The 21,469-nt window shown below is 47.9% G+C and carries 17 protein-coding genes, 1 pseudogene and 1 riboswitch; of the genes and pseudogenes, 8 read left to right on the top strand and 10 right to left on the bottom strand.

Annotation, left to right across the window (positions count from 1 at the left end; genetic code table 11):
* The first annotated feature begins 60 nt into the window (after positions 1-60).
* Complete coding sequence (locus KAI37_RS02120; protein ID WP_220030626.1) at positions 61-3,555, top strand: LPXTG cell wall anchor domain-containing protein; 3,495 nt, start codon at positions 61-63, stop codon at positions 3,553-3,555.
* A 110-nt stretch (positions 3,556-3,665) separates the two neighbouring features.
* On the top strand, positions 3,666-4,331 hold the full coding sequence (locus KAI37_RS02115) for a class D sortase (protein ID WP_071639275.1): 666 nt from the start codon (positions 3,666-3,668) through the stop codon (positions 4,329-4,331).
* A 90-nt stretch (positions 4,332-4,421) separates the two neighbouring features.
* Here the strand turns inward: KAI37_RS02115 and KAI37_RS02110 are convergent, their stop codons facing one another.
* Positions 4,422-4,889, bottom strand: a complete 468-nt coding sequence (locus KAI37_RS02110; protein WP_220030625.1) for a cupin domain-containing protein — start codon at positions 4,887-4,889, stop codon at positions 4,422-4,424.
* 327 nt (positions 4,890-5,216) lie between these two features.
* Here KAI37_RS02110 and KAI37_RS02105 point away from each other — a divergent pair, with 327 nt between their 5' ends.
* The 4 genes from KAI37_RS02105 (at position 5,217) to KAI37_RS02090 (ending at position 8,223) form a co-directional block, all read left to right on the top strand.
* A complete protein-coding gene (locus KAI37_RS02105; RefSeq protein ID WP_275955751.1) occupies positions 5,217-5,954 on the top strand; it encodes an amino acid ABC transporter ATP-binding protein in 738 nt (245 codons plus the stop codon).
* Positions 5,955-5,996: 42 nt separating this feature from the next.
* A complete protein-coding gene (locus tag KAI37_RS02100; protein WP_220030624.1) occupies positions 5,997-6,827 on the top strand; it encodes a transporter substrate-binding domain-containing protein in 831 nt (276 codons plus the stop codon).
* A gap of 71 nt (positions 6,828-6,898) precedes the next feature.
* Positions 6,899-7,558: an amino acid ABC transporter permease gene (locus KAI37_RS02095; RefSeq protein ID WP_023986681.1), complete on the top strand. Its 660-nt coding sequence runs from the start codon at positions 6,899-6,901 to the stop codon at positions 7,556-7,558.
* Positions 7,559-7,572: 14 nt separating this feature from the next.
* Positions 7,573-8,223 (top strand): amino acid ABC transporter permease, encoded by a 651-nt coding sequence (locus tag KAI37_RS02090; protein WP_071639273.1) that lies wholly within the window; start codon positions 7,573-7,575, stop codon positions 8,221-8,223.
* Between the two features lie 27 nt (positions 8,224-8,250).
* Here KAI37_RS02090 and KAI37_RS02085 read toward each other — a convergent pair whose 3' ends face one another.
* The 8 genes and pseudogenes from KAI37_RS02085 to KAI37_RS02055 all read right to left on the bottom strand — a co-directional run bounded on the left by KAI37_RS02085 (position 8,251) and on the right by KAI37_RS02055 (position 16,886).
* Complete coding sequence (locus KAI37_RS02085) at positions 8,251-9,006, bottom strand: LysR family transcriptional regulator substrate-binding protein (RefSeq protein ID WP_258383034.1); 756 nt, start codon at positions 9,004-9,006, stop codon at positions 8,251-8,253.
* A gap of 6 nt (positions 9,007-9,012) precedes the next feature.
* Positions 9,013-9,093 (bottom strand): annotated as a pseudogene (locus tag KAI37_RS26240) (LysR family transcriptional regulator); the annotation flags it as partial.
* Positions 9,094-9,254: 161 nt separating this feature from the next.
* Complete coding sequence (gene opp4A / locus KAI37_RS02080; RefSeq protein ID WP_220030623.1) at positions 9,255-11,075, bottom strand: oligopeptide ABC transporter substrate-binding protein; 1,821 nt, start codon at positions 11,073-11,075, stop codon at positions 9,255-9,257.
* Positions 11,076-11,117: 42 nt separating this feature from the next.
* Positions 11,118-12,026 (bottom strand): ABC transporter permease, encoded by a 909-nt coding sequence (locus tag KAI37_RS02075; RefSeq protein ID WP_220030622.1) that lies wholly within the window; start codon positions 12,024-12,026, stop codon positions 11,118-11,120.
* Between the two features lie 28 nt (positions 12,027-12,054).
* Positions 12,055-13,023, bottom strand: coding sequence for an oligopeptide ABC transporter permease (gene opp4B, locus KAI37_RS02070; protein WP_104497429.1), 969 nt, complete (start codon positions 13,021-13,023; stop codon positions 12,055-12,057).
* Between the two features lie 12 nt (positions 13,024-13,035).
* Positions 13,036-13,962, bottom strand: a complete 927-nt coding sequence (locus KAI37_RS02065; RefSeq protein WP_220030621.1) for an ABC transporter ATP-binding protein — start codon at positions 13,960-13,962, stop codon at positions 13,036-13,038.
* A complete protein-coding gene (locus KAI37_RS02060; protein WP_071639262.1) occupies positions 13,940-14,971 on the bottom strand; it encodes an ABC transporter ATP-binding protein in 1,032 nt (343 codons plus the stop codon). The genes KAI37_RS02065 and KAI37_RS02060 overlap by 23 nt, the downstream gene beginning before the upstream one ends.
* A gap of 325 nt (positions 14,972-15,296) precedes the next feature.
* Complete coding sequence (locus tag KAI37_RS02055; RefSeq protein WP_220030620.1) at positions 15,297-16,886, bottom strand: DUF6359 domain-containing protein; 1,590 nt, start codon at positions 16,884-16,886, stop codon at positions 15,297-15,299.
* Positions 16,887-17,100: 214 nt separating this feature from the next.
* Positions 17,101-17,216: riboswitch (glycine riboswitch) on the top strand.
* A gap of 212 nt (positions 17,217-17,428) precedes the next feature.
* Between KAI37_RS02055 and sdaAB the strand changes: the two genes are divergently transcribed.
* Together sdaAB and sdaAA are read left to right on the top strand one after the other, a co-directional pair.
* The gene (gene sdaAB, locus KAI37_RS02050; protein ID WP_013308430.1) at positions 17,429-18,118 is read left to right on the top strand and encodes an L-serine ammonia-lyase, iron-sulfur-dependent subunit beta; all 690 of its coding nucleotides are present in this window, start codon (positions 17,429-17,431) and stop codon (positions 18,116-18,118) included.
* Complete coding sequence (gene sdaAA, locus KAI37_RS02045; RefSeq protein ID WP_071639258.1) at positions 18,108-19,007, top strand: L-serine ammonia-lyase, iron-sulfur-dependent, subunit alpha; 900 nt, start codon at positions 18,108-18,110, stop codon at positions 19,005-19,007. Before sdaAB ends, sdaAA begins: the two co-directional genes overlap by 11 nt.
* 72 nt (positions 19,008-19,079) lie before the next feature.
* On the opposite strand, the gene KAI37_RS02040 is transcribed toward sdaAA, so the two are convergent.
* Positions 19,080-21,416 (bottom strand): Ig-like domain-containing protein, encoded by a 2,337-nt coding sequence (locus KAI37_RS02040; protein ID WP_220030619.1) that lies wholly within the window; start codon positions 21,414-21,416, stop codon positions 19,080-19,082.
* Positions 21,417-21,469 lie beyond the last annotated feature (53 nt).

Raw genomic sequence — 21,469 nt, 5'->3', positions numbered from 1 at the left:
TGAATATACTAATTTCAAAGCATTACCCATATTACGATGAATAGGAGAATCACTTGGAGCATGAGAACAAAAATAAATGTAATGATCATTGCCTTATTGCTCATTGTCCAAAGCTTTTTCAGCGCAACTCTGGCTTACGCAGATGCTCCAGCTACAGAACTGCCGCAGAGTGCTGTATCTGATCCTACACATACCGTTACAGATGCTGTATACGTTGTCCCAAACCTTGAACCTCCTGGGGAGATTCCTTCAAACACGGTCCCCTTCGTTCAAGGAGCAGTCAGTTCAAAATCTCAACATGATGCAGCTCCACAGAGCATACTAACGAAGTTGAGTCTGACCGACGAAACAGGTCGTGTCATTGATGCGGTATATAGCCCCGGCAGCCAATTCGACATCGGATCAGCCATCCAACTAGGATATGAATGGGAGCTTCCTGACAATACCTATAAGTCAGGGGACACCTTCACCTTTCATTTACCAGAACAGTTTGTCATCTACTCTGATATCTCATCTCCGTTAGTCACTACCGACGGAACCGTGGGATACTTCACAGTAGATCGTCAGGGCAAGGTTATCATGACCTTTAACCAATATGTAGAGAATCACTCCAATGTCAGCGGTAAACTACAAGTTAAAACCGAGTTTACAAAAGAAACGGTGAAAGGCAGTACAGAAATCATCATTGCGATTCCGATCAAAGGCGGGGTGCAAACGGTCATCGTGAATGTCAAACCCCAGTCAGGGCCGCCCCTAAGCAAACAAGGGAAAATAGCTGGCACAAACCAGATCGACTGGACCATTGATGTGAATAAACAGCTAAACACCGTAAAACATGCCCTCATCTCCGATCCCATTCCTTCAGGGCTGGAACTCAGAAGAGACTCTATCCGGCTCTATCATCTACAAATCAATATCGACGGCTCAACCGTTGTTCGAGACCTAGTAAATGCGAGTGAATATGCCATTGAAGCAGATCAAGCCGGGACAGGGTTTGTGATTCGTTTTCAAGACGATAGCATGAACACGGCCTATCAGATTCAATATTCCACGCGTATTATTGGCGACGAAACACGTTTTTCCAACACAGCGACACTTTCAGGAGATGCAATAGAGAACGTTGCTGCTACCGCTACTGTTCAGGTAGAACGTGGTGAAGAATTCTTGTCCAAAAAGGTTGAAAAATATGATCATGCCACACAAACACTCTCGTGGGCCATAAGATATAACTTCGGCGAGACAAAAATCCCCGAAGCCAAAGCTCTTTTAATTGATCATTTCAACAAAACTCAAGAGTTGCTGCCCGGTTCTTTGAAAGTATTTAAGGGAAACACACTGGAGGAACTCCCATCGTGGGCGTATACTGTCATCCCAGTTGATTATCCGGACCGCAACGGCTTCAAACTTCAATTCAACTTCGACGTAGATTCAGCCTATACCATCCGATACCAGACTCAAGCCAGAGGCCGTGTCTATGAAAATGAAAAAGTTATAAACATCATAACCTCAGATGGAACCCAGAAGATCGTATCGACGGAAATCATAAGTGGAGTTATGACTAAAATGTATGACACACCCAATTACAACACCAAAATCATACCTTGGGTGATTACCATCAATACGGACTTGTACACCATGAAAAATATTGTCATTCAGGATGTGTTTCCAAACGGGGGCTTGGCCTTGTTACCGGACACCATGAAAATTCAAAGTGTTGACGGAACAACGGAGCTACGTGCGCCCACGGATTATGAGCTGGTTCCGCTATCACAGGACTATAAACAAGGATTTACGCTCATTTTTCATAAAACCATTCAGAAAGCTTATACGATCAAGTATTCAACCACCTATAATAATGACTGGAAAACGGATACGACGAAGCCTGAGTTTCGTAATAAATCCCTTATAGAATACCAGTTTGAAAACGGAGAAAGATCATCGCAAGACGTGGAGTGCCCAATCTGGCCGGACTTTATGACACAACGAAACGGTGCCAAGCAAGGAAGCTATAATGCGACCTTCAAGCTCATTACCTGGGACATTAAAGCTAACTACAATCGCAAGATTCTGAATCACGCGGAAGTGAGAGACCCCTTGTTGCAAGGTCAGAAGTTACTGCCCGCCTCCGTAAAGGTATACGATATGACCCTGCTGGGATGGTGGGATGGCGTACAAAAAGGGGCTGAAATCCCGGCAGATCAATACACCATTATTCCCCCCTCCGAGCAAAATGGTAATGAATTGCGTATCCAGTTCAAAAATAAGATACAGACTCCCTACTGGATTACCTTTCAAACTTCATTGGAAGGAGAACTGATTGAAAAGGAAATCCATAATCAAGCCCTTCTACTGGATGGACAAAAAACAGTCTCCGAATGGGCAGCGCAAGTCACGGTACCTCATGGCGGAGAATATGTCTCTAAAGTCGGTACACAAAATGGAAATAAGATCGATTGGAGCATCCGCATCAATGAAGGACAGTCCCATGTATCCAACGCTAAAATTATAGATCAGCCTAGCAACAATCAAATCCTAATTGAGGATTCCTTTCATTTGTACTCTACAATCATCGCTGCCAACGGAAATACCACCAAAGGCACCGAGTTGATTAGAAACCAAGATTACAAGCTGTATATCAAGACAGACGCTCAAGGCCAGCAAACTTTTGAAGTTTCTTTTGCCAAGGATATTTCCACTGCTTTTATACTTGAATACCAATCATTCATTCATGCTGAAGACAAAGCCAAGGTGAGTAATAAGGTTGCCTTTGAGGGGGAGCGCTTGACGACAGAGATGCGGGAAACCAGCCAGGAAATCATCGTGCGAACGTCTTCCGGCTCCGGTTCTGGCGGAGGTGTGACCGAAAGTCTTGAGCTGACCAAGGTAGATCAAGATATGCCTGACAAGGTACTGCCTGGCGCACAGTTTGCGCTCTATGATAAAGGTCAAAAAAGAGCCCCGCTCATTCAGACTACCAATGCGGAAGGCAAAATCATCTTTTCCTCCTTGCTTCATGACGATTACATCTTGGAAGAATTGGCAGCACCGGAGGGCTATAAAGTCACCGAGGGCAAGCTCGAGATCAAAATAGACGCAACACTGCGACAAAGTTCTGGTGTAAAGAGGGTTGTGATCACCAATCGTAAAGAAAAGAAAAACGACCCTTCACCCCCGTCCGGAGGCTCAGGTAAAAAACATGACAAAGATCCAGAAATACCCGATAATCCGTCTATAACCGTTCCTCCGTCATTGCCAAAGTCTCCGGAGGACATAGTCCCTCCACAGGAGGAACCTGCGCCTATACCGCCGGAGCCGGAGCCACCAGCCGTCATACCTCATCAAGATCCTCCTCCTCCGGTGAATTCGAAAGACGATCCCGAACCTAAGATCCGTCTCAAGGTTCCGGGAAAAGAACCTGAAGAGCCAGAGGATACACCTGCGTTACATCAATTGCCCCAAACAGGTGAAAGCAGCCCCGTTCCGTTCTATTTGACAGGCATAGCGATGGTTATATGGGGCGTATTTTTGAAATTCAGACGAACAAACAAAAAATAAAACCGATCACCTGCCCTGATCTCCCGACTCATTCCCGATTGGAATGAGTCGGGAATGGGGCATTTTTCAAAAAATATGTATAATCCGTATATTGCTTAGGGGAGGCGAGATTGCTGAGTCTGCGTAAACTTTCCTACGTATTTATTGTGTTAGGCTTACTTTTTATTTTGTTTCCTAAAGCGATGGAATGGAATGAGGATCGGGAACAAAGCAAGCTATTAAAAGCAGCCGAGCCACCATCAGGAAAAGGCGATGCGCTATCGACTCCCAGTCTTACAGACAGCTATGCTCGCTTGTCCACTCGTCTTACAGAAGTTCCGGTTAGTGAAGCACGACAAAATACTTCCCCATCCCCTGCTTCCATGGCAAGCGCTAATGAACAAACTCCCATAGCCACTATTAGTATAAGTCGTATTGCTTTAAAGCTCCCTGTATTGGAAGGCGCAACGAGGATAAATATGAGACACGCGGCTGTACATATGCCGGAAACGGGGACGCTGGGACAAGCGGGGAATGCCGCCATTGCTGCTCATCGAGCCCGTACCTCTGGACGTTTATTTAATCGTCTAAATGAATTGAAGATCGGGGATAAGATTGTTGTAAACACTCAGGGTAGCCAATATGTATATAGCGTTTATAGCCTGAAGGTGGTCGATCCTACGGACGTGTCTGTTCTGAAAAGCTTCAAAAAACAAAAGCTGCTTACACTGATTACATGTGATCCTCTCGTAAACCCCACCCATCGTCTCATTGTTCAGGCCAAACTAAGCACCTAAAGCTATTTTAAAGATCCTATTTCTATGAGTAAACATAAATCAGGCGGGCCATTCCTGTTCATTACAGAAATACACCCGCCAATGCTCACATCATAATTCAGTTGGATTCTTGGCAATCAGCTTGAAATCATCAAAGTGGAATCCTGGTGCAACCACACAGGTTACCAGCACGGGCTCATCCCCAAGCGGACGTGCCGTTTGCCATACTGCTCCTGGGACGAGTGCTTGTGGATGCTGTCCTGCCTCCACATCCGCACCGACGATAATCACAGTTTCTTCACCAGGCTCTTCTCCGCTTCCACCCAATTTCAACTCTACAGGGCTTCCGCTATGATATAACCACAGCTCATCAGAATGGACCACATGCCACTCGGAGAACTCGCCCGGATGCAGCAAGAAATACGTAGACGAAGCTGCAAAGCGCGGACCGGAATACACATCCGGCAGTACAGGCTTCGGAATTTGGAAATGGGCCTTCCACATCTCTTTGTACCAGCCGCCTTCTGGATGGGGCTCCATGCCCAATGCCGTTACTAGCGGTGAAATAGCTTTCGTCATTGTCTAACCTTCCTTTACCCTAAATTCCTTCTTCCCTACTGTAAAACATAGCGTTGCTTTTGTCACGTTTCTCCCTTGGCATGTCGAGGATCAATAGTTTATGTCAAATTTAATAACATAAAATTACGGATATTCATTCATTCCCAACATATAAATAACAGTTTACTAGCAAAAAACACACCAAAATACATTACACGTAAAGTTTAGTGACATAAAATCTTGTTTTTTATTGTAAGCTTATAGTATCATGAGAGAAATTTTTAAATTCTAATAGAGCTTGATCATGTCAATCCGTCTACTAAGCTATGTATCCAAGCCTAAAAAGGGGTGAGCTCTCTGATCCAGTTTCGCAATGTCAACAAGCATTACGGTCACTTCCATGTACTCAAAGACATTAATCTTCAGATTAAGGAGGGCGAGGTCGTCGTAATCATCGGTCCCTCCGGCTCGGGTAAAAGCACCTTGCTTCGCTGCATCAATCGTCTGGAAGCGATATCGGATGGGGAGCTGATCGTTAACGAGATCCCGGTACACGACAAAAAGATTGATATTAATGCCTTCCGTCGCAATATCGGGATGGTGTTCCAACATTTCAATCTGTATCCCCACAAAAAGGTGATTGAAAACATTGTACTGGCACCTATGAAGGTACTGGGCATCTCGAAAGAAGAAGCGACCCAAACAGCCATCACCTATCTTAAGCGCGTCGGAATCGAAGAAAAGGCACAGAGCTACCCCGCCCAATTGTCCGGTGGACAGCAGCAGCGGGTCGCGATCGCCCGCGGGCTCGCGATGAATCCAAAAATTATGTTGTTTGACGAGCCTACTTCAGCTCTTGATCCCGAAACGATCGGGGAGGTACTGGATGTTATGCGCTCGCTAGCCCATCAGGGCATCACAATGGTCATTGTCACTCATGAAATGGGCTTTGCACGTGAAGTGGCGGACCGCGTGATTTTTATGGACAAAGGACAGATTTTGGAAGACAGCCAACCTGCCGAATTTTTTCAGAATCCGGGTGAAGAACGGGCTCGTCTGTTCCTGAGCCGTCTGATTCATCATTAAACAGACTACCAATGCAGCGTAAATCGAAAGGGGAATGTTCTGATGAGAAAAAGATTTCAATGGAGTACTTTGGTGCTGGTAGCTTTATCTTGTCTGCTCGTCTTGGCAGGCTGTGGAGGCAAAGAAGGAGCAGCAACGTCGGGGAATGAGCCGGCAGCAGTCAACGGGCTGAAAGCGATCAAACAGCGTGGCAAACTGGTCGTTGGTGTGAAATATGATACCAAGCTGTTCGGACTGAAAGACCCGGCTAGCGGAAAAGTAGAAGGCTTTGATATCGACATCGCCAAGGCTGTAGCCAAACATATTTTTGGCGATGAAACCAAGCTTGAACTAAAAGAAGTCACGTCCAAAACACGAATCACCTTATTGCAAAACGGGGACATTGACGCCATTATCGCGACGATGACCATTTCGGATGAACGTAAAAAGCAGGTCGATTTCAGCGATGTCTATTTTAACGCCGGGCAATCTCTGCTCGTGAAAAAGGGGAGCCCCATCACCGGGCTGGAGTCTCTGACCTCGAATACCAAGGTGCTCGCCGTGAAAGGCTCTACCTCCGCCAAAAATATCCGTGAAAAAGCACCTGAAGCAACGATATTGGAATTCGAAAACTATCAGGATGCTTTCAACGCCCTCAAAGCAGGTAAAGGAGAAGCCTTGACTACTGATAACTCTATTCTGCTCGGCATGCAGCAGCAAGACCCGAATTATACTCTTGTAGGCGGGAACTTCACAGAGGAACCTTACGGCATTGCAGTAAAGAAGGGGCAAACCGAACTGCTACAAGCTATTAATGATACGCTCAAGGAACTGAAAAGCAACGGTGAATACGATAAGCTCCACGAGCAATGGCTTGGGGTTAAACCCGAATAGTATTCTTGTGAAGGAGCCGCGATTGCGAGCTCCTTCCTTTCTTAAGTCTGGATAAGGAGGTAAATTCGCAGATGCTTACTTTTGATATCAACGTACTTTTCGATCATAGCGACCGTTTCAGAGAAGGCTTGCTTCATACCGTTCAAGCTAGTGTCATTGCCTTGATCGGAAGCTTTATTCTGGGGGCTATTATTGCCATCCTCCGAATTGCGCCTTTTAAATGGCTGAACTGGATCGGTACCGTCTATGTAGAGGTCATCCGCAATATCCCATTGCTGATCGTCGTACTGTTTTTTTATCTCGGACTTCCTACTTTGGGCATCCCTTTGGACGGATTCGTATCTGGAACGCTCGGATTGACTGTATACACAGCCTCCTTTATTGCTGAAGCCATACGTGCCGGCATTCAATCTGTGCCCAAGGGGCAATTTGAAGCGGCAAGGTCCTCCGGGTTGAGTTACAACCAGACGATGATCAGCATTATTTTACCGCAAGCCATCAAAATTGTACTGCCTGCGATCGGCAACCAATTCATTAATCTGGTCAAAAACTCTTCCGTGCTGGCTATTGTGGCCGGACTGGACCTAATGTATTACTCGGATCTCATTAACTCGGATACCTTCCTGCCCATCACAGTCTACGCCATCACGGCGCTGTTGTATCTTATCTTGACGGTTCCGCTTAGCTTTCTTGTACTATACATGGAACGGCGTCTGTCCAAAACATCCTAAGGAGGGAAGCCCGTATGGATTTCGGTGGATTGTTTGTGTGGCCTAATGTGCGTTTTATACTGGAGGGCTTCCTGCTCACGCTGGAGGTTGCTATTTACTCTATCGTGTTCAGCTTCGCTCTCGGTATCTTATTCGGCATCCTGCGCTATACCCGCTTACCTGTCATTTCACAGGTTGCAGCCTTTATCATTGATCTCATTCGCAACCTTCCATTATTGCTCATTATTTTCTTCATCGGTATGGTTTTACCATCCATCGGAATTTCGATTTCCCTCAAGTGGGCAGCCATTACAGGCCTGTCGATCTTCGAGGGAGCCATGATCGCCGAGATTGTGCGCAGCGGCCTGAATTCGGTCCATAAAGGACAGGTGGAAGCCGCACGTTCCTCCGGTCTAAGCTACTCTCAAACCTTGTGGCATATCATTCTGCCCCAAGCGCTTCGTCGCATGGTGCCTCCGATGGTCAGCCAGTTCATTTCCCTATTCAAGGATACCTCACTGGCTGTCATTATCAGTTTGCCGGAGCTGACGCATAACATTCAGATTGTCGGTGGGCAAAATCAATCCTTTGTCATTCCAGCCCTGCTGTTCGCAGCTTTCCTGTACTTTGCTGTCAATTACAGTATGTCACTGATTGCACGCAGGCTGGAAGTTCGTACACATTAAAGCTCCTGATACTCATTAGGGTTGCCACTAGTTGGAACGCACTGTTAGTACAGCTTGTATCTTTTCAATCAATCGCTTCAACGCTTCTCCCTGATAACGGCCAGACTGATAAATCAACTCTAGTTGACCCTGGATCACGCCGCACAAAATAGGTACAGTGCAAAATTGTGAGCGATCCAATTCTGCCGCAAGGGACTCCGTCTGTAGGGTTACAGCAAGTCCCTCCTGCACCCAGCGCAGGATTGAAGGTATGGAATTTGTCTCCAAGACGATTGCAAAGGGATACCCGCGATCACGGAAGCACTTCTCAATCAGCTTCCTGCCGGAATGACACTCTGGCTGCATCGCCCAGGGTACATGCCTCAATTCGTCCAGTGTAATGGAAGAACGGTTGGAAAACACATGCTCTACGGGAACAACAAGACAGTAGTTCTCTGTACGAAGAGGAAGCTGGACAAGCCTTTCATCCGTACCCGAATGCAGCGTAATGCCAACATCCACTCGGTTATCCAGCAGCTGTTCTGTTACATCAAATGATGGATGGATGTGCAGGCTGACTTTAGGAAATGACTGATGAAAATGGATAAGCATTTCTTGTAATGGTTCCTCCAGCTCCGGTAATGCAATGCCAATCCGCAAACTCCCGCGTTGCTCGGTGCGCAACTCCTCAATGGAAGCCTTCGCTTGCTGTAAATCCTTGAGCGCATGTGCACTGTGTTGCAGCAACAATTTCCCGGCATCTGTCATTTTAATTTTCTTGCCTGCACGGTCAAAAAGTGTCATGCCCAATTCCTCTTCCAACGCCTTAATTTGCAAGCTAAGCGTGGGTTGGGAGATTCCGATCTTTTCCGAAGCTTTCGTAAAGTGCAGTTCCTCGCATACGGCAATGAAGTATTGAAGCTGACGTATTTCCGTCTTCCTTCTCTCCCTTCGAGAATCCCCAGAATGATCGCACTAAAAGGTCAAAAGAAGCGCAAAATCGGATCCATCCGGTTCGCGCTTCTTCTTCAGGTTATTGCGCTTTTTTGAGATTATTGGGCTACTTCTGCTTTTTCCGCAGTCAACGTAATATTCGCAAACGTGTCTGCATCATACTCCTTGCCACGGGAAATATCGTAATTAGCTACCCGATTATTCACTGCCTCCAGCGAATAACGGAATAACGTCGGTACAATGGGCGCCTCCTCGCTCATATACGCCTGCCACTGATTGTATATATCTTTACGATAATTGTCGTCAAAGGCTTTCACAGACACCCCTTCCTGCAACAGCTTATCATTCTCTTCACTGGTAAAGCGCGAGTAGTTAAAGCTGGCTCCGCGTCCATACAGCCCACTAGGGTTTACATCTGTACCTGTACTCCATGCGCCGCCAAAAATATCAATGCCGGGGTCATCCTTCTGCACACGATCATAGAAAGAATTGAACTCAAGCAGACGACCGTCCACCAGCTCGACATGAAGTCCGACATCCTTCCAGTTTTGCAAATAAAACTTTGCCAGCGATTCAGCTGTCGCATCTCCGCTCATTGCCGCATAATGGAGCACCAGTTCCTTGCCCTTGGGGTCCTCACGGTATCCATCTCCATTGGTGTCCACATATCCTGCCTCGTCCAGCAGCTTTTTCGCCTTGTCTGGATCATATGTGATGCCCTTCGCATTCACATCATGATATCCCTTAAAGGCAGGCGGAATCAGGGATGTTGCTGGAATCCGAAGTCCATGATAGAGCTGCTTGCCGACCTGCTCATTATTCAGCGCATAGCCAAGGGCCTGACGCAATGACTTGTTCGCCAGCTTGGCGTTCGGGTCCATGATATTTAGATTCTTGGCCTGATCGAATTTGCCCATCTTAAAGCCCACATAGCTATAAGATAATTCCTCCTGACCGAGAAACTGTACATTTTTCGGATTGCTGGCCTCATTGTAACGGGTGGTTGGATAGCTGGCCCAGTCAACTTCTCCACTTTTCAGCGCCTCGGTAATGACATTCGGGTTCACCACCTTCAGATGAAGTCCATCCAACTTGGGCTCACCGTGGAAATAATCTTCATTTTTGACGAATTCCACAGATTCACCTGTGACCATTGATTTAATTTTGAACGGTCCATAGCCAATCGGATTTTTGCGGACAGGATCAGATCCGGCCATATCTTTCACGGGAATATTCTGAAACACCTTTTTCTCCAGTGGTGTAGACCACAGCCCCGATTTCACCGAAGGATTAGGTTCCTTAAAACGAATGGTAACCTCTTTCTCATTCAGCACCTTGATACCGGAAATGGTTTTGGCTTTACCTGCGTGATAATCTTCCATGCCCACAATGTTGGTCATAAAGCTATCATAACGCGGACCTTCGTAGTCTTTATGACCGATCACTTCATAGGAAAAAGCATAGTCCTCCGCCGTTACGGGATTACCATCCGTCCAGTTCAGTTTGGGATCAATTTTGACAGTCACCGCCTTATTGTCTGGGGAAAAGGAAATCGTCGCCGCCCCTTTATCGTCAATATTTAGATTGGAGTCAATCGAAAACATAGAAGGGTAGAAAAACTGGAAGACTTCAAAATCAGGATTGCCTTCATAAAATACAGGATTCAGAATACCTTCAAAAGGGGTATCAGACACGAGTGCATAATTGATGATGCCACCCTTAATCGGGGCCTTATCGTTCTTGATCGCCTTCGCCAGCGCTGTCGTATTCACCTGCTTGCTGTCGGACCCTGAGCCGCCTGTACCGTCAGACGATTTCCCTCCATTTGAAGCGGAAGGCGAGCCGCTGCATGCGGCCAGTGAAAGCACCAAAATTGCAGATAGAACAGGCAGAATTCCTTTTTTCCAGCGTTTAACCATTGTAAATCCCTCCTTGTCATTGTCCTTATCCTTGAACTTCGTTTAACCCAGTCGTTGTCTAGCATCCGTGGCGCGTTTAAGCGCCTGACCAATAAAGTTAATCGCCAGCATTAACACCAAAATAAGCAGTGAGGCAGGCAACCACATCCACCAGCTATTCTGCAAAACATCCGGGTCATTCGCATAACTCACCAGTGTACCCAAGCTTGGCGTAGATTCCGGTAAGCCAAAGCCGAGATAAGAAAGCCCGGTCTCAATCCCGATATTTCCCGCGAGGCTGAGGGTCAGATTGACGATCACGACCGAGCTAAGATTAGGAAGCACGCCAAACCAGATGATTTTACAATTGGGTGTGCCAAGGGTTTTGGAAGCCTGCACATAATCCAGTTCGCGCTCCGACAACACCTTGGCCCGGATCAGACGTGCTTTTCCAATCCATAAAAAGGCGGTCATAATGAAAATAAAGGACCCTATGCCGCTTTTGGGTACAATGCTGACAAACACGATGACCAGCATCAAAAATGGAAGTACCAGAATAAAATCAATGATCCGCATGATGATGTTATCGACCAGCCCCCCATAAAAACCAGCCAGCAAACCTAACGTTAAGCCAATAGCGGCGGATAACAATGTAATCGTAAAGCCGATGGTGAAGGAATTGCGGGCTCCAATGACCAGCTGACCGAAAATATCCCTGCCCGCTCGGTCTGTACCCAGCCAATGCACTGAGCCGGGAGCTTCACGGATTGCGCCCAAATCCACCGTCGTGACTACATCCTGATTTACAAACAGAACAGAGGCATATATAAAGATCAAGAACAGAATTACAAAGCCAATAGAAACCAAGGCCATTTTGTCACGCACCAGCTCACGACGTAGTACAGACCAACTGGATGGTGATTTACGAATGATTTCCGGCGTGAAGACCTCCTCCACCTGTATAGACACCATAATCCCTCCCTTTCTCTAGACTTGTTCGCTATTCAATTCGAATGCGGGGATCAACTTTACTTAGGATGACATCAGATAGAAGGGTCCCTAATAGCGCCAAGAAGCCAGAGATCATGACCAGCGCGTTCACGACTGAAAAATCCCGTTGAGTGATGGACTGGAGAAATAATTGGCCCAACCCCGGATAACCGAAAATAGATTCAAGGAAAATATTTCCTGCAATTACTCCCGTCAGGTCATAGCCCAAAAAGGCAGCAATCGGCAATAGAGAGTTTTTGAAAATATGGCGAGAATAAATTTTACCTTCGGGCACCCCTTTGGAACGCGCGGTTTTCACAAAATCCTTCAGTCGTGTGTCAATGACCTCATTGCGCAAATACTGAATCGTAGCCGTTGTGCTGAGCAATGCGCCTGTAACCGCCGGTAAAATGAGATGATACGACTTGTTCACGTAATATGACCATGTCCCCGGCTCCACGCCTACATCCACACTGCCGCTGGTTGGAAACCAGCCAAGCCTGAATCCGAATACGTATAGCAGCAACAACGCGAGTATAAATAGAGGTGTCGCAAAGCTGAGATAGGTATAGCCCACTACGGTTTTGTCCAGCAGACTATGCTGATAACGACCGCTGAGTACGCCGAGCGGAATGGCGATCAGATACGTCAGAACCAGAATTACTACGCCCAGAAAAAACGTGTTTCCCAGACGGCTGCCAATCAGATCGGTAACGCTAATTTTATGTACATAAGATTTGCCTAGATCCCCGTGAGCAAGCTGGACGAGCCAGTTCCCATACTGCACCCACACCGGGTCATTCAGTCCCAGTCTTTGTCGCTGTTCTTCCAGTGCGGCCGGATTCAGATTGGGTGTCGATGTAATAAGTCCTGTCAGGGCATCCCCCGGCATAGCCTTAGCCAGGAAAAATATAAGCACGCTCAGTGCAAAAAGTTGAGGGATCATAACCAGCAGCCGACGCAGTGTAAATTTCCACATTTCTGTACCCCCTTATGGTAGCGCGACTTGATGGGATGGACTTACTGATTTTAGTGCAAACGGCTTTCCACTCGCGTCTAGATGTTTGGGCAGCTCTGTTTTGTAGGAGGATAAAAGCATTCGCCTTTTCTTGGCATTTTCCAGCCGTTTTGTAGGATCAATATTGGGAATGGTTGCAATGAGGCGCTGGGTATACAGATGCTGTGGACGCTCATAAATGTCTTGCTCGCTCCCCTGCTCCACTAGACGGCCTCGGTACATAATACCGATTTGGTCACACATATGGCGGATAATACCTAGGTCATGACTGATGAACAAATACGTCAAATTAAATTCCCGTTGCACATCCTTCATAAAATTAAGCACCTGTGCCTGCACAGAAACGTCCAGCGCCGACACTGGCTCATCAGCAATGATCAGCTTGGGGTTTAATGTCAGCGCACGCGCGATCCCGATCCGCTGCCGTTGCCCCCCGGAAAATTCATGCGGATATTTGTAGGCTGCATCGGCGTTCAAGCCGACCTTTTCCAGCAACGTCTGTACTTTCCTCCGTTCTTCCTCACTGCTCAGCCTTTCAAAATTTCGCAGCGGTTCAGCAATGACATCCAATACGCGTTTGCGCGGGTTGAGCGAAGAGTAGGGGTCCTGAAAAATCATCTGAATGTCTCTACGCAGCGGATGACGGTTGTTACGGCTCAGAGCCGCAAGGTCCTTTCCCTTAAAAAGAATCCGTCCGCTCGTCAGCTTATTTAGACCGATAATCGTCCTGCCTGTCGTCGTTTTTCCACAGCCGGATTCTCCCACCAGCCCGTATGTCTGGCCTGCCTCAATGCTGATCGACACGCCATCCACTGCTTTCACCTGATCGATAACACGCTGGAAGAAACCACCGCGCACCGGATAGTGGACCCTCAAATCATTTAACTCCAGTAGTGCCATGAGCAGCTTCCCCCTTTGCCTCGTGTTCAAAATGAAAATGCTGGTAACATGTACAACGGACCCAATGTCCAGCGGAAATTTCATTTAGTTGGGGATGGTCTTCATGCACTCTCTGCTGAATCCAGGGAATACGCGGGGCAAAGCGACAGCTATTGCGGGGGATATCTTGTAATGAGGGAACAATGCCGCCGATGACATGCAGTGATTCCCCCTTGGTATGCGATCCCGGCATGGAAGCAAGCAAAGAACGCGTATACGGATGCTGTGGATGCCTGAATAATTCAAAAACATCAGCGCTCTCCACGATTTCTCCGGCATACATGACCACCACGCGGTCGGCTACTTCTGCCACAACACCAAGATCGTGCGTAATCAGGATAATTCCACTTCCGGTCTCCTGTTGAAGCTGTTTGAGCAAGTCGAGAATTTGCGATTGGATCGTTACATCGAGCGCGGTAGTTGGTTCATCTGCAATAATAAGAGAAGGTCGGCAAGCTATGGCAATTGCGATCATCACACGCTGTCGCATCCCTCCTGACAGTTCATGCGGATACTGCTCATACACACGCACAGGATTCGGTATATCTACGTTTTCCAGCAGCTCCAGCACACGTTCCCTTTTTTGCTTCGTAGATAGTGACGTATGATAATCAAGATTTTCCTCAATCTGCTTGCCAATGCTCATCAACGGGTTGAGTGCTGTCAGTGGGTCCTGAAAGATCATGCCAATGCCCGCTCCGCGGATTTTATTCATTTGCCCTGAAGAAAGACGGTTCAGGTCCGTACCTTTAAAAAGGACCTCTCCCTCTACACGTGTGCGTTCCATGTCATGCAGTTGTGCGATCGAAAGCGCCAGTGCGCTTTTGCCACAGCCGGATTCTCCGACTACAGCCAGCACTTCATTGGGGTTGACCGTCAGATCCAGATGGTCGACTGCGGGGTGATATTGATCCTTGATGCGAAAAGATACGGATAATCCTTTAATTTCCAACACGGGTTCGGTATTCAATGCGCGCTTCCTCCATTCTCCATGGTCTTGTCCCGCTTATTCTCACCATGTTTGATGTTTAAAACCTCTCATGAACATTACATACCGTTTTTGTCGGAATAATTTGAATACATCCTATCACCAGTATATGGATATATCAATTAAGATTATGCTATCAACATCATTTAAAAAATCTATGATCCAGCAGTAGCGCGGCCTTTCTGGCACAAAATGTAATGAAATAACCAACCACAGGTTAATTTTCATTACAAAAAAAGTCGTTTGATCCCTCCGCAGGGATCAAACGACTAACTAATACCAGCTCACATTGAGCTTCTGGCGATAATTATGAAGCCGCTCCATAGGAGCCAGACTTGAACGTTCTAGGATCGTACCATTTGTAACCTGCTGCCGGAGCAGACCAAGGCTCAGGCTGCGGTTCCGTGGAAGCCGCAGGCTCCTCGAATGGCAGAAGCTTCGTGGGTTGATCCAGAGTCAAACCTTCCACATCGGACAATTTCATGTAGTCCTGCTTCCATGCAAGCCATTGGACCGTTTGCACCAGGAAGGTGGAATCATCCACTTCTTTAAAACCATCATATGTCTTCTTCGACTGTCCGTTTTCCTCACGCACATATTTCGGTGTAGCATCTTCTACAGGGGAAGAATCACCGATGAACGCTGCCTTGCCTTGACCTACCTTGGAGATAGCGGCATAAGGTCCTTCCGCACGGCCCCCGCCGTTATAAACTCCCTGGTCTACCGCATTCCCCCATTTTTTTGTGCCTGAAGGGATATAAGCAATGCCTTTAGCCTTGGTAGGATCAATAATAGCCAGCGTAGATCCTGCATGCATTGCAATCGAGCGCACACCCTTGGTAATGCCGAAAGATTGATCTGCGGCTACAATGTCGGTAGCATTCACGTCACCGAGCGCATTGTAACGGAAACGAACGCCAAAGTTGGTCGCCAGCCAATCGGAGCTTGTTAATCCTTGCATCGCCGGTGATGCAGCTTCTTCTGCAGTCATGCCTTTGGCCGGATTAGTATAGGCTCCACGACGGTAGCCATTCATAACCTCGGAGGAATCCCAACGGTTTTTGTTACGGTCCGCATTATAATGATCGGAGATGAAGAAAACGCTCCCCCCGTTATTCACGTATTGCAGCAGGGCAGCCTGCTCGGATGCCTTAAAGGCAACATTCGCTTCACCAATAATGAACACATCATATTGGCGCAACTTGTCATATGTTATGGCCTGCTCTCCATAAGTAAAAGGAATGGGACGGTTCAATTGGTCTACCGTAAAGCCTACATTACGCAGTCCATTGGCAAAGTCGGAGAAGGCGCCTTCAATGACCCAATCTGCTGCACCAGCGGTCTGTGCGTGCGTATTATCGAACAGCACCTTTTTGCCTTTTCCATCCGGCAATGTAGTACCGGGTTGACCCGGGTTGCCAGGTTCACCTGGTTCACCCGGCTCGCTTCCGTTCACCAGTTCAACAGCGCTTGGGCTTTTCACTCCACCAAAATTATTGTAGGCGCCGAGTGTACCCGTCACACGAATTTTGCTGCCGATCAGCTCAGGATGGCCTGATAGCCCATATTGCCCTCTGTACGCTGAAGTCAGCTGTACATCCAACAGATTAGACGTATTACGTTCATTTGCCTGATCGGCAATCAGTACGTTAAAATCATTCGCAAACGGGGAAGAAAAATTAGCCGTTTTCGATCCGGTAGCATGTCCGACGATGTAACCTTCCACCGTCACCGTACCTTCACTGCCTTGGCGCTGAAGTGCTTCGGCTACTGTCAATGCTCCCTCTGCCTTGACCTGACCGAATGGAACGAAGATCCCGATCAGCAGTGATACGATCGCTGCTAGATGCAGCATCCCTTTTAAGCGTGAACCTGTGAATCGCAAGCCTTTTACCATACGTCAATATCCCTCCTATGATTTCCATAAATATACTTGTCCTTTATCAGATTAGCCGCCAATCTTCTAATTCCTTCCTGGTTTCATCCATAATTATGTAAATTTTAATCTTTTTTATTGGGAACGCACCTGTTTATGTAAAAATTAAACCTGTGATTGACACCGAGCACGCCATACATTACGCTAAGAAAGACATGTAGAACGGTATACGCGAATGAAGATGACGGGAGAGTCTGTCCAGGGAGCCTACACTCTGGCGGCACCGAAGGAGCAAGGCGTCAGCACCCGGCTGACGGATAATCTCTCAGGTCCATGTATCGTCATCTGACGCAACTCTGGAGAGAGCGCAAGCCACCCAAGGGGTAAAGGCGGTAAGAACACCGCACGAAACTCTCAGGTAACGAGGACAGAGATAAGGGAAACTTCCTTATCCTGTCCTTTTTTGTGCTCACATTGTGCGTCAGCATTAGGAACCGTCATAACCGCGCAAAGACGCGGAAATACCATATAGTATGGTATTAGAACATACAGGGGGCCACACCATGCGTTTCAAAGATGTATTTTCCATTATCGGTCCGGCCATGACCGGACCTTCCAGCTCACACACCGCAGGCGCGGTACGGCTCGCACGCGTTGCACGGCACTGGCTCGGGACGCAGCCTGACCGTGCCCGTATGACACTGTACGGCTCCTTTGCCGATACGTATAAAGGACACGGTACAGACCTGGCGCTCATCGCAGGGCTGCTTAATTACGATACGGACGATCACCGGATTCCGGATGCCGAGCAATGGGCGGAGCAAGCCGGGATGGCCGTGGAATTCGCCGTCAGCGGACTCCCCGCGCCTCATCCGAACACTGTCCGTTTCGAGCTGTGGAAGGGCGAGGATCAGCGCACACTGTTGGGCTCCTCCATCGGCGGCGGCAGCATCCATGTCCAGCAGCTTAACGAATTCCGGGTCAATCTGACCGGGGAGCTGCCTACGCTGGTGCTTCTCCACTCGGATAAGCCCGGTACATTGGGCGCGATAACTTCAGCGCTGGGCGCGGCCCACATTAACATTGCCTATATGCACGTAGATCGCAAAGGCCGGGATGGTGAAGCACTCACCGCCATTGAAACGGACAGTTCTGCTCCAGCTGAACTGATTGCGGAACTGCGTTCTTTACCTCATATGTATGAAATTAAGATGATTAATTTGAAAAAAGGAGCTGAATCCGATGCGGTTTAGCCATCTGCATGAAATCAGCGCTTTATGCGCTGAAGAATCCACCACAATTGGCCGCTTGATGATTCAAGAGCAGGTACAAGAGACGAATACAACGGAGGAAGAAATCTTTCGCCAAATGTCTGATTATTATGAAGTCATGAAGGAAGCCGTTCATCGCGGTCAGACACAAGACACCGTATCCCGCAGTGGATTGACGGGCGGTGACGGCAAGCGCCTAGCCGAGTATCTGCGGGCAGGAGAAACCTGCTCCGGTGATGCCTCCGCGCTCGCCATGGCTTATGCCCTCTCCGTGTCGGAGGTTAATGCATCCATGGGTCGCATTGTCGCCACGCCTACCGCAGGCTCATGCGGGGTTATCCCTGGTGTGTTCATCAGTGCGCAGGAGCGGTTCGGCTGGGATGATGAGCATATGGTGAACGGTCTGTTCGCCGCTGGAGCCATTGGCTACGTGATCGCCAACAACTCCTTCATTTCTGGCGCGGAGGGAGGCTGTCAGGCTGAGATTGGCTCAGCTATCGGGATGGCCGCTGGCGCTATGGTCGAGCTGCGCGGTGGTACGCCTGAACAGGCTGTTCACGCCGTGGGTCTCGCTCTTAAGAACACGCTCGGCCTGATTTGCGACCCCGTCGCCGGACTCGTGGAGATTCCGTGCATCGTGCGCAATGGGCTGGGAGCCGTGACTGCGCTTGCCGCAGCGGACATGGCTTTGGCGGGTGTGCGCAGCGCTATTCCGTCTGACGAAGTCATCGACGTGATGCTTGAAGTCGGCAGTGCGATGCCGTCGAAGCACCGCGAGACCGCCAAAGGCGGCTTGGCCCAGACGCCGACTGGCAAGCGTTTGACCGAATCACTTACACGCAACACACCGACCAAGAAGGATAAGTCATAATTTATAAGCGGTAGCCTCCTTAAAATAAAAGAGCAAGCATATCGTCCTTGGACGTATGCTTGCTCTTTTGTTTTACTGAACGGTTACCTGTACCTTCGTCATTTTACCTGCATATTTCACAGTAATTACAGCTTTGCCCTTGCCCTGTGCCTTAATGTTACCGTCTTTGACGGTCGCAACAACAATTCTGGACGAGGACCAGACAGCCGGTTTGGAAACATCCTTCTCCGACTCATCCTTATACGTGGCTGTAGCCGTAACCTTGGCCAGCTGTCCTGCCTTCAAATTCAAAGCAACTTCGTCTGTTTGCAGGTATTTAAGCGTATCAACATCCACGGGCACGCTGATCACCTTCCCACCGAACTTCGCCTGAATGTTAGCTTTACCGTAGCTGACTGCGGTAACCTGACCCTTTTTAACAGTGGCTACCTTGTAATTAGACGTTTTCCATTCAGCTTGGGCCGTAACGTCCTTTTCTTTACCATCATTCGATTTAACCACAATCGCGATGGTTTTTTGATCTCCAGATTTGAGCGATAGCGCGATTGCATCCGCTTCAATCTTTTGCGCTACGTCCACTTCTACCGTAAACGTAATGTTTTGCTTGCCATATGAAGCAGTCACCGTTGCCTTGCCGCTACCATTCGCTTTGATCAAGCCTTCGCTAACTTCAACCACTTTTACATTGCTAGTTGTCCAGGTGGCGTCCTTGGTTACATCTGTTTTTGTACCGCCACTCTTAACTCCTGTTACTTTCAGCTGCTTCGTTTCCTGAGCACCAAGCGCAATTACACGCGAGTCAGTTTCCAGACGGTCTACAAGGCCTACTTGTACGTTAATCGTCAGTTTTTTGCCATTATAGGTCGCTGTAATAACCGCTTTACCAGCGGATTTACCCGTAATCGTTCCTTTGGACACAGAAGCAATATCTTCTGCGCTTGAAGCCCATTCTGCATCCTGTGTTACATCTTCCTTACGCCCATCCGCATAAGTAGCCGTCAAAGTTGCAGTATAGTCCTCATCAATATCAATCGTTGCCGTTTTGGAGGAAAGAGACAGATCACCGGGTACATTTACGGATACCGTAGCTGTAACTGTTTTGCCACCATAAGAAGCGGTGATCGTAGCCTCACCTGTTTTATAACCCGTGACTTCTCCCGCACTGACAAAAGCGATATCTTCATTGCTGGACTTCCACTCTGCCTTACTTGTGATATCTTCTTCCGTACCTGTTACATACGTTGCGGTCAGCTTGAGCTTTTTGGATTCCTTGGCATTCAGGCTCAGCTTGTCCTCACTCAAATCCAGATATCTGGAGGTTTCAACATCTGTCTTGATCGAAACGGTCTTATCTCCATACTTAGCGGTCACCGTAGCCGAACCCGCTCCAATCGCCATAATCGTTCCCTTATTCACAGTCGCAATTTTTTCATCGCTTGATGTCCAAGTAGCTTTATCTGTGATATCCGTTACCGTCCCATCCGGATAAACGGCAGAAACTTGTATTTTTTTAGATTCATCCAGACGGAGAAAAATATTGGATTCGCTGGCTTTCAGCTTGTTCGTTTGATCAACATCCACCGAAATCGTAGCGGACATCGTGCCATATTTACCTGTAATTGTCGCCTTTCCCGCGCTATAGCCGGTAATGGTGCCTTTCAGTACATCCGCCACAGCTGCATTGCTGGAGCTCCACTCAGCGGACTCTGTCACGTCCTGTACCGATCCATCCGGGAATGTCGCTGAAAGTTTAACCTTCTCAGTATCCTTCAGCAAAAGAGAAACCTCTGATGAACTGACATCGAGACGTTTAACCTGCTCCACCTGCACAGCAATGGTTACGGTCTGTTGACCATATACGCCCTTAATATTGGCTGTACCTGCTCCCTGAGCGGTAACCAATCCGTTAACTACTGTTGCTACCTTTTGATTATCCGAGGTCCAAGTAGCGTCACCCGAAACCTGAGCTGTTGTATTATCACTGTATGTCGCTGTCAAATCAACCTGTCCTGTACCGCTTGAACGCAAGTTCAGGCTTTGTACACTGGATGTCAGCGCCTTAACCTTTTTCGTTACATGTACCTGAACCGATTGCACCTTCTCTTTATAGGTCGCAACCACGGTGGCTTCCCCTTCAGCCTTAGCCGAAACTGTACCATTATACACGGTAGCAATAGCTGTATTATCACTTTTCCAATCCGTGCTTACGGTTACATTCGAGGTTGTCCCATCGCTAAAAACAGCAGTAGCCGTCAACGCAGCCGTATCTCCCTGCTGCAAAGTTACCTCGTTAGAGGAAAGGACTATCTTGGAAAGCACCGCATCCGCAGCAGATGCAAACCCTGCATATGATGTAAAACTTGAAATCAGGATGACCAACGCCAGAAAACCGGACCATCTATTCTTCAAAATCTAATTCCCTCCCATTTCAAAACTTAAATTAAGGATTTCGCAAAATCCTT

This window comes from Paenibacillus sp. S25 (assembly GCF_019454085.1).
Lineage (GTDB): Bacteria > Bacillota > Bacilli > Paenibacillales > Paenibacillaceae > Paenibacillus > Paenibacillus polymyxa_B.
Note: the sequence above shows the minus strand (reverse complement) of the source record. Positions and strands in the feature narration are given on the sequence as shown.